Consider the following 9,034-nt stretch of genomic DNA (forward strand, 5'->3'; position numbering starts at 1 on the left):
ACGTCTCACAGGCTGGTCATGACGCGGGCGACGGCGGGGTAGCCGATCAGGAGCAGGAAGCCGAGGAAGAGCAGGGCGACGGGTAGCGACATGCGTTCGGTGGCCGCGGCGGCGTCCGCGTCGGCGTCGGTGAGGGCGCGTAGGCGGATGGAGGTGGCTTTGGCGGCGAGGGAGGCGCGGATCTTCGCGCCTTCCCCGCCAGCGAGTTCCACGCTGGCGGCGGTCTCGACGATGTCGGGGATGGTGTGGCGGTGTCCGAGGTCGGCCAGGGTGGTCCAGATCGGGGTGCCGGTGAGGACGGCGGTGTCCACAGCGCGGCGCAGCTGGGTGTAGGCGGGGCCGGTGCCGATGGACGCCGCGTCATCGAGGGCCTGCTCGACTCCGGCCCCGCCCGCCAACGCGATCACCACCAGATCGAGGAAGGCGGAGAAGGCGGCGCGTAGGGCTCGGCGATGGGCCGCGGCGTCGGCGCGGACGGCCAGATCCGGTGCGAGGAACCCGACGGCGGCGAGGACGAGCGCCCCCGCCGCCGGCAGCACCACGGGCAGCCTCACCCCACCGACGGCGAGGACGACGGCCAGGAAGAGGAGCAGGAAGAACCCGACCACCCCGCTGCTGATCTTCTCGGCGAGGTGGGTGGCGGGATCCCGGTCAAGCGAGACAATGTCGCGGCTGATGCTGGCCGGGATGAACTGGCCGGGGGTGAGCCGGCGGGCGAGGGGACGTCCCGCGCGGGCGGCCCACCTGCCCGCGGGTGTCGCTGGCTGGTCGGGGGTGGGTGGGGTGGGGTGCAGGTCGGCGATGAGCTGGTGCAGGTCGGGTTTGCTGGGGCGCAGGGCGGTCCACAGCAGCCACAGGCCGATCCCGGTGGCGATGCCGCAGGCGAGCGGGAGGCCGGTCATGGCCGGCTCCGCGCGGGCAGGCGGGTGAGGATTCTTCCGGAGGTCGGAGTGCGGCCCATCCGGGAAAGCCACGTCAGGCCGGCGGCGAACAGCCCGGCCACACCGAGCAGGACCAGTTGACCGGCAGCATCATCGTAGGGCTCGACGAACGCCGGGGAGAGCACGACAAGCCCGAAGGCCATGGCCAGGGTGGTGGTGGCGATGACCCGGGTGGAGGTACGGATCCGGGCGCGTGACGCCGCGGTGCGCAGCCGCAGCGCGGTCTGGTCACGGGCGGCGGCGGCGAGCCGGCCCAGCAGGTCGGCGAGGTTGCGGGCTTGGCGGGTCGCGGCCATCACCAGCGCCGCGACCACCAGGTCCGCGGTCGGGTCATCGACCGCGTCCGCGAACACGGCGAGCGCGTCGGGTAGGCGGGTGCCGGCGTCGAGGGCGGTGGCGAGCTGCACGACTTCGGCGCGGATGGGGGCCGGGGTGATCGGTGCGGTGGCGCGGATGGCTTGTTCGAGTCCGGCGGCGCCGGCGAGGGTGTCGCGCAGCATCTCCGTCCACACCGCGATCGCCTCGACCCGGTCGGTCTGGGCCTGCTCGGCCCGGCCGGAGGTGAGCAGCCCTGGCAGGATGAGCACCGCCAGCGCCGCGAGGGCGGCGGCCACCGGCCAGCCTGTGAGCAGCCCGACCGTGAGCGCGGCGGTGAGGGCGCCGAGGGCGCGGGCGGCGCGGGCCTGACGGGACAGGCCCCCGATTCGCCGGCCCGCCCACGCCCGGATCGCCGTGGTGAACGGGGCGGTGCCGGCCCCGGCCAGCCACAGGCCGATCCCGCAGCCGGTCCCGCAGCTGACCGCGAGCACCACCCCGGCATCCGCGTTCACCACGGCGACCAGCCACCCTCCGGGCCGCTGCCAGCCCTGGGGGCGTGCGACGAGCGGTGGTCATCGACGCGGGCGAGCAGGGCTGTGGTGTCGGGGCGCAGCGGTGCGCCGGGGACGGCGGCGCGGTCGGGGCCGGGGCGCCACACCTCATTCGTCGTGATGATCATGCCGTCGGCGCCGACGACCTCACGGACGCTGGAGACGACCCGCCGCCCGTTGGGGGTGTAGTCGAGGTGGATGACGAAATGCACCGCGCTCGCCGCGAGCAGCATGGTGGCTTCCATGCTGAGTCGTTCGGTGGCCTGCGCGGCGTAGGCGGCGAGTTTGAGGAAGACCGCGCCGGAGGAGGAGGCGTGGAGGGTGGCCATCGACCCGTCGACGCCCATACTCATCGCGTTGAGCATCGGAATGACCTCGGCGCCGCGGACTTCTCCGACGATCACCCGGTCGGGGCTCATCCGTAGCGCGGAGCGGGCGAGGTCAGCCTGGCTGATCTCGCCTTCGCCTTCGATGTTGGGTTGGCGGGCTTGGAGGGCGACGACGTCGCCGTGCTGGCCGTCGCGGTCCAGGCCCAGTTCGTAGCTGTCCTCGATCGTGATGATCCGCTCGGTGTAGGGGATGTCCGCGGCGAGTGCGCGCAGGAAGGTGGTCTTTCCGATGCCGGTCCCGCCCGCGATGAGCAGGTTCCGTCGGCCCAGGACCAGCCGGTTCAGGAAATGCCGCAGCTCGGCGTTGAGCATCCCGAGGTCGGTGACGAGCTGATCCAGGGTGATCTGCTGGTAGCGGTGGCGGCGGATCGATACCACCGGCCGGTGCGCCACCGCCATCAACGCGTGCAACCGGGAGCCGTCGGCCAGTTGGCAGGACACCTCCGGGGAGGCCCGGTCCCAGCGGCGTTCCTCCACCCCGGCGCGTGCCACGACCGTGCGGACCAGTTCGACGAGTTCGGCATCCGAGCGGGCCACCGCGGGCAGGCGTTCACGGCGGCCGTCGAAGCGGCGCACCCACACCACATCGCAGCCGTTCACCGAGATGTTCTCGATGCTCGGATCGTCGAGGAGCGGTTGCAGCCCGCCCAGCCCGTAAAGGCTGTCGAGGACGGTTCGGCTGATGTGTTCTTCGACGTGGGCCGACAGCAGCTGCCCGCCGTCGGCGAGCTGGGTCTGGGCGTGCCGCGCCAACACCGCCGCGATCAGCTCGGAGGTGAGTGCCCGCTGATCCGCCCTGCCCAGCGGCGGGAGGCCCTGGTCTTCTCGGGCTTGCAGCCGCGCGGACAGCACCGCCCCGACCTGCACCCGGACCCGCGCCGCCAGCGCCTCTACATCGTCGGTCATCACGGGCCTTCCCGGTGGTGTGCCGGGGATGCCCCGGCTGGGTCAGGGATCGTCGGAACCCACCCGGGCACTGCGGCCCGCCCACCTGGCCGCGCGAGGGTGAACGTCGAGCGAGGCAGAGGAGGCAGGTGGACACCCGTCGTCGGCGGCAGTGGACCCGGCGACGCGATCATGGGCGGTGCGGTGAGAGCCCTCGATGGGCCCGCCGGCCGGGCGGCGAGCCGGCGATCGAGCGCGATGGCGATGCCTGCGGCGGCGCGCAGCAGCTGGGAGCGGCGGGCACCCCTGCCGAACCGGCCCCCGGCCACGCTGGCCGCGGCCCGTGGATGATGCGGCAACACCCCGACCACGGGCAGCCCGACAGCGTCCTCGACCCGTCCGGTAGGCCAGGCCGGTTCACCGGCGAGGATCAGGACACAGTCTCGGCGGCCCGCACCGGTCAGTTCCCGGGCCCGCGCCGCCACCCGGGCCAGCTCGGCGGGCACCGGGCGCGCCAGCACCGCCAGCACCCCGCCCGCCCCGGCGATCGGCAACGCGGCCGAGCCGGGGTCGAGCCGGCCGCAGTCCGCCACGATCAGCCGGGCCGACGCCGCCGCGGGCACTGACCCGGTCTGGGCGAGGGCCGCGACCGCTCCGCGGGCGGAACCCGCCTCGACCGGCGCCGCCACCAGCCCCACCCCACCGGCGAGCTCCCACACGTGCGCGCCCACCGGGGCCGCTCCGCCGCGGGCGGCAGCCGCCCAACTCAACAGGCCCGGGTAACCCCGCCGCTGATACCAGCCCGCCACATCCCCACCGGACGGGTCGGCCTCCACCAACAGCGGATCGACATCCGCGACGCCGGTCGGCCAGACCGCTGCCAGCGCGAGCGCCGTCGTCGTCACTCCCGGCGAGCCTTTCACCGACCCCACCGCGACCAAACCCAGCCCACTCACCGGGACACCGCCTGAACTACGAGCGCGACCCGCCCGGCTGCTGCGGCTTCCGCCACCGTCTCGGCGTCCCCTTCCGCGATCTGCAGCGACACCACCACCCCACCAGCCCCGGCCGGGTCCGCCTCATCGCCCTGGACCGTCACGACCAGCCCTGGCACCGACCGCGCCGGTGAGCCCGATGCGGGTGCGGCAACCGTCGGGTCAGCCGCGCTCGTCGACCCCGGGGTGAGGATGACCGACACCCCATCGCCGCGGATCAGCCCCGGCGGGAACTGGCCCGCCTTCAACGCGGCGCCGACCACTGCCTGCCCCGCCGGTGGCACCCGCGACCGGTCACCGACCGCACCCGCGGGTAGCAGGCTGCCCGCGACCAGCGGCACCACCGCCACCCGGCCCACCACCGCATCCACCGCGTCCGCGGCCACCACATCCACCCCAGCCCCGGCACCTACCGACACCGGGCGCAGATCCTGCACCGTCAGCACCCGGCCCGCCGGGACATCACGGGCCACGACCAGCACCTCCCGCCGGCCCTCCCTCTCACCGCTGATGACGAGGAAGGCGGCGACGGACAGCGCGACCAGCAGCACCCCGACCAGCGCCCGCCGCGCCGCCCCACCCCGCGACCCCTCCCGCACCGGCCCACGCACATCCCCACGACGCCGCGCCCGCCCCGCCGCGCTCACCGTCGAGCCCCCGACAGCACCAGGCCCTGTGCCTCCCCGACCGCGACCGACGCGACTGTCTGGGATGTCAGCCCCGCGGCTTCACCGGTCTGACCCGCACCCGCCCAGCCCACCTGCCAGGTCACCGTCACCGTCAACGAGAACTGGCCCCCCGGCTGACCCGCCGAACCACGAGCGAACGCGATCGAGCACTCCGATCCGGCTGCCGGATCATCCACACCCGGCCGAAACGCCCGCCCCGGGCCCGCACAGCGGACCTGCCCACCCGCCCCGAAATCCCACAACACCGACACCGGCCGCGCCGTCGCCGTCACCGACACCCCCGGCACCGCCGCCGTCGCCGACACCGGCCCCCACCCACCCGAAATCCACAACCACACCGGAACCCCCACCATCTGCACCACATCCAGGCCGGGAGACACCTTCACCACCGGAGACGGCAATACCAGCTGGCTCACGGCCCGCTGCGCCACCACCTCCGGCGACGGCGGAACCACCGCCCCCATCACCCCATCCGGCCGCCACACCACCGCCCCGCTACCACTGATCCCAACGCATTTCCGTTCGTACCAGGAACCAGGAACTCCTGGAATCTCCTCCGGGGTTAGGAACTGAGGTGGGGTGAAATTCTGCGCATGCCGGTAATAGCAGGAATCGGCGGCGAGCCAACCCAGCTCAGGGTCGACACACGGAACCGGGCCCACTCCCGGAATATCGCATCCTGCCGAGTCATCCGAACTGCTCGCAGAGGGCACCGTGTACGTCGGCTGACGGTACACCTCGCCGGGTTCGTGACCTTGGCTGCCAGCCCACACATCACATGATCTATCCGCCTGCCTGCAGCGGGCACCAAGGAGCGAGTCGTCCGCCTGAGCCGGAGCAGCGGCACCGACAACGATCAGAAACATCGACACACCTAGCATTGCGAAGGAGACCTTCAGCATGTTCCTTTGTCCTGCAAGACCAACTGGTCAACTTTCCAAGCGTCATCACGAAAAAGAACGAGCGCCTGCGACTGGCTTCGCCCACCCGGTACGTCGTCCTGTAATGAGCCATCAGGCTTGTAATTGAGCCAATGCGTGGTGTCGACGCAGTCGACCACAGTAACCCGCTCCGGTCGGTCCGCAGGATCCGCTGCCGTGATGCGAGGGTTTAGCCCTGGGGAGCCCTTAGAAACAACCCCGTTCTGCCAGTTCGTATACACCGCCCGATAGGCAAGCGTCAGAGCGCTTCCACTCGCATGCCGAGCCATCCTGGGACTCTCATAATCGGACGTCTCCGCGACGGCAACCCAGTCTTCCCACATGCCCCGGTAGGCGGCGAGCGCGTCGCGCTCGGCGACCTGGGCCGCGGTCAACGACGCCGTGGGGCTGGCTGGGGAGGGCGAGGGCCGGGCCGACGCTGGTGCGTCGCTGGTGCCGTCGGCGCAGGCGCTGGTTGCGAGCAGGGCCAGCAGGGCGACCGTGCCGCCGAGCGACCATCCGTGCCGCCTCACGTTCCGTTACCCATCTGAACCGTGCCCATCGCTTAAGTGACCCCCTCAAGGTGTGAGAGTTATAGACCCTCTACGCCAAGTAAGGACAAGGGGTGTAAATCTCACAGGAGACACGGTGGGCGGAACGGTCTAGGCTGCGCCGAAGCAACCACGGCTAGCTACTCTGAGTGTCCGATCGTCTCAAGGGTGAAGGTCGGGCGGGAGGCCAAGGGGCTGCGGCCAGGCGGTCGGTCCCGGCGGCCGATCCGCGACCGACGGCGATCGTGGAGACGGAAAACCGCTGGTCAGGTTCCTGGCCTTCCGTGACCCCAGCGACGCAACGATCTGTCGATCGCGTGGTGTCGCCGACGTTTGCTCCGGGGTAGCCAGATCGGTCCGGTGAGGCCGGGTGGTGACTCAACGTAACGGCCCTGGGGTGGTCCGAGGGCGTCTTCTCGTGCCGATGCAAGTGCATGGCAGGTTCCTGCAAAATTGTTTTAACCCAGAGGATCAATAATCTGTCCTGGTCAGGGTGCTCGAAGCTCCGTGGCGCGACGGACCGTCATCTTCCTGCCTCGCTCTCCTGGTCGCGCTCAGGGACCTGGGCTGATCGGGAGGCCATGTGCAGGCGGTTGTCCCTGGCCGGGATCGCGCCCAGCGCGGACACGCCGTCACGGAGCGGGCTGTGGCGGGCCGATGATGATCCGGCCGGTGGGACACCGAGGTTTCTTCGTTGCTTGCGTTGGTCGTGCTGCGCCTTGGTCGGCGCCGAGGTCAGGGGGTGATCGTCAGACGGTTCTCACCTTTGGTGATTATCCGGGTTCGGGTGGTGTTGGGTGTTCCGCGGTGCAGGGTGATCGTGGGTGCTGCGGTGCGGTCCCGATCCCAGGCGTGGATCGCGGCGATGATCCTGTCGGTGAGCTGGTGGCGTTTCGGGCCGTGCCCGATGGCGCCCAGGACATGGGCGTACCCGTACCGCTCGCGGGTGAGGGTGAGGTAGGCCAGGGAGTCTTCCTCGACGAGAGCGGGGCTCCCCGATGGGATCGCGGGTGTGCACAGCTGTGAGGTGACGGCGGGCCCTCGGGCGGTGATACGGCAGCAGCCCGCTTCGGTCGCGGCGAGGCGGAGCCAGATACCGTCCACCGGGGTGTTGCGGCCCAGCGTGACACCGGAGACCGCGACCGCCCGGTCACGGTGCAGGACTCCGCTCAGGGCGGCGCTGCTGATCGGCTGGTCGTGATCCCAGACCAGGCAGACGAGGGTGTCCTGGTGGATGGACGCGGTCCGTTCTCCTTCACCGCTGATCATGGGTGTGAGGCCGGTGGGTTCGATGGTGTCGGAGACCATGCGGTCGCCCCGGTGGGCGAATCCGATGCTGTAACTCGCGCCGCGCAGGCGTAGGGGGACGACGAGACGGCCGCCGCGGGCGAGCTGGTCCCACCAGGCCGCCGGGATGTCCCAGGTGCCGGCGGCGACGATCCGCTGGTAGGGCGCGGCGTCGGGGTGGCCGTGCCGGCCATCACCGGTGAGCGCGGTGATCGTGGTGTGGCCGGTGGCGGTGAGGACGTCGCGGGCCGCCGCGGTGATGTCGGGGTCGATGTCGAGGGTGGTGACATGTCCGCCCATGCCGGTCAGATGGGCGAGGAGAGCGGTGGTGTACCCGGTGCCGGTGCCGACCTCGAGAACGTTCTGGCCGGGAAGCACGATGAGTTGCTCGAGTGTTGTGGCGATGGTCCCGGGCGCTGAGGCCCAGCTCAGCGCCGGGCCGTCGGCGGTGACACGTTTGGTGATGATGTCCTGCTCGGAGTAGGCCATCCGCGGCGGTGTGTCGGGCAGGAACAGGTGGCGGGGCACGGCGGCCATCGCCTCGGCGACGGCATCGGTGAGGACGTTCCCGGAGCGGGCGAGTCGGCGGACCATCGCCGCGTGCAGGGCGTCGGGGGAACTGTCGCGGGTGGGCAGGGTCATGGGGACGATCTCTTTCGGTGTGGTTGCCGCTGGCGGGTTATGCGGCGGGCGTGGTGGTGGCGGGCCCTGATCGGGTCTCGGGTGAGGTGATTCCCTCCCCCGGGTTAGGACCGGCGCTGGGCGAGTCGACGGTGGAGGGTGGGGAACAGGTGCAGCGCGTTGCCGCGGGCGATCGCCACCCCGCTACCGGCGTCCAGCGCCGGGTCGGCGCGCAGCAGGGTGAGGCCGTCCGTGACGGCGGCCGGAGGCAGGGTGTGGGAGTCCGAGCCGTAAAGAATCCGCCCGGCCCCCGTGGCGGCGAGCAGGGTGGGGGTGGCGTAGGGGGACATGGGCCCGGCGGTGTCGTAGGAGAACCGCCCCAGCGCGGCCCGCACCGTTGCCGGGTCGGCGCCGTAGCCCAGCCCGCGGCCGAGGAGGAGCCGCCCGGCGAGGTACGGGAACGCGCCACCGCCGTAGGGGAGGATCCAGCGGATCCCCGGGTAGCGGTCGAGGACCCCGGCCATGGTGAGCGAGACCGCGGCCCGGGTGATGTCCGCCGGCACGTCGAGGAGGACCGACGGCACAGTGCCCGGGGAGACCTCGGGCGGATCGTCGGGGTGCATGGCTTTGCAAGTGAGAACGGGGACCAGATGTAGGTGAGAACGGGGACCATTCGATCTTCGGGTCAAGATCGAATGTAGGTGAGTTTGGGGACCACCTGGCGGTGTGGTCGAGCGACGTGGTGGGCGTGGCCTCGGAGTGGCCCGCGGTGTGGCATGGGCGTGGTGATGGCCGTCCTGGGCCGGCACCCGGAGTGGGAGTATCTGCGGCATCACTCTCCGTATGAGGTGTCGATGGCGTCGCAGTCCGATCGGGTCGCACTGTTC

General features: G+C 71.4%; 8 protein-coding genes. All 8 read right to left on the reverse strand.

Features of this window, described 5'->3' with window-relative positions; genetic code table 11:
• Nucleotides 1–5: 5 nt before the first annotated feature.
• The 8 genes from B056_RS0127170 to B056_RS38190 all read right to left on the reverse strand — a co-directional run bounded on the left by B056_RS0127170 (nt 6) and on the right by B056_RS38190 (nt 8,770).
• The gene (locus tag B056_RS0127170; RefSeq protein ID WP_018505001.1) at nt 6–902 is read right to left on the reverse strand and encodes a type II secretion system F family protein; all 897 of its coding nucleotides are present in this window, start codon (nt 900–902) and stop codon (nt 6–8) included.
• Nucleotides 899–1,774 carry a type II secretion system F family protein gene (locus B056_RS0127175; RefSeq protein ID WP_018505002.1) on the reverse strand — a complete coding sequence of 292 codons (876 nt, stop codon included), beginning with the start codon at nt 1,772–1,774 and terminating at the stop codon, nt 899–901. Before B056_RS0127175 ends, B056_RS0127170 begins: the two co-directional genes overlap by 4 nt.
• Complete coding sequence (locus B056_RS0127180; RefSeq protein WP_018505003.1) at nt 1,768–3,105, reverse strand: CpaF family protein; 1,338 nt, start codon at nt 3,103–3,105, stop codon at nt 1,768–1,770. Before B056_RS0127180 ends, B056_RS0127175 begins: the two co-directional genes overlap by 7 nt.
• Nucleotides 3,105–3,989, reverse strand: coding sequence for a hypothetical protein (locus B056_RS38185; protein WP_018505004.1), 885 nt, complete (start codon nt 3,987–3,989; stop codon nt 3,105–3,107). Before B056_RS38185 ends, B056_RS0127180 begins: the two co-directional genes overlap by 1 nt.
• Nucleotides 3,990–4,036: 47 nt before the next feature.
• Nucleotides 4,037–4,726 (reverse strand): SAF domain-containing protein, encoded by a 690-nt coding sequence (locus B056_RS0127190; protein ID WP_230203217.1) that lies wholly within the window; start codon nt 4,724–4,726, stop codon nt 4,037–4,039.
• Nucleotides 4,723–5,670: a hypothetical protein gene (locus tag B056_RS45540; RefSeq protein WP_268258396.1), complete on the reverse strand. Its 948-nt coding sequence runs from the start codon at nt 5,668–5,670 to the stop codon at nt 4,723–4,725. The genes B056_RS0127190 and B056_RS45540 overlap by 4 nt, the downstream gene beginning before the upstream one ends.
• 1,304 nt (nt 5,671–6,974) lie before the next feature.
• Nucleotides 6,975–8,168 (reverse strand): methyltransferase, FxLD system, encoded by a 1,194-nt coding sequence (gene fxlM / locus B056_RS0127200; protein ID WP_018505007.1) that lies wholly within the window; start codon nt 8,166–8,168, stop codon nt 6,975–6,977.
• Between the two features lie 104 nt (nt 8,169–8,272).
• Nucleotides 8,273–8,770, reverse strand: a complete 498-nt coding sequence (locus B056_RS38190; RefSeq protein ID WP_018505008.1) for an amidohydrolase family protein — start codon at nt 8,768–8,770, stop codon at nt 8,273–8,275.
• Nucleotides 8,771–9,034: the final 264 nt, after the last annotated feature.

The organism is Parafrankia discariae, from assembly GCF_000373365.1.
Classification (GTDB): Bacteria; Actinomycetota; Actinomycetes; order Frankiales; family Frankiaceae; genus Parafrankia; species Parafrankia discariae.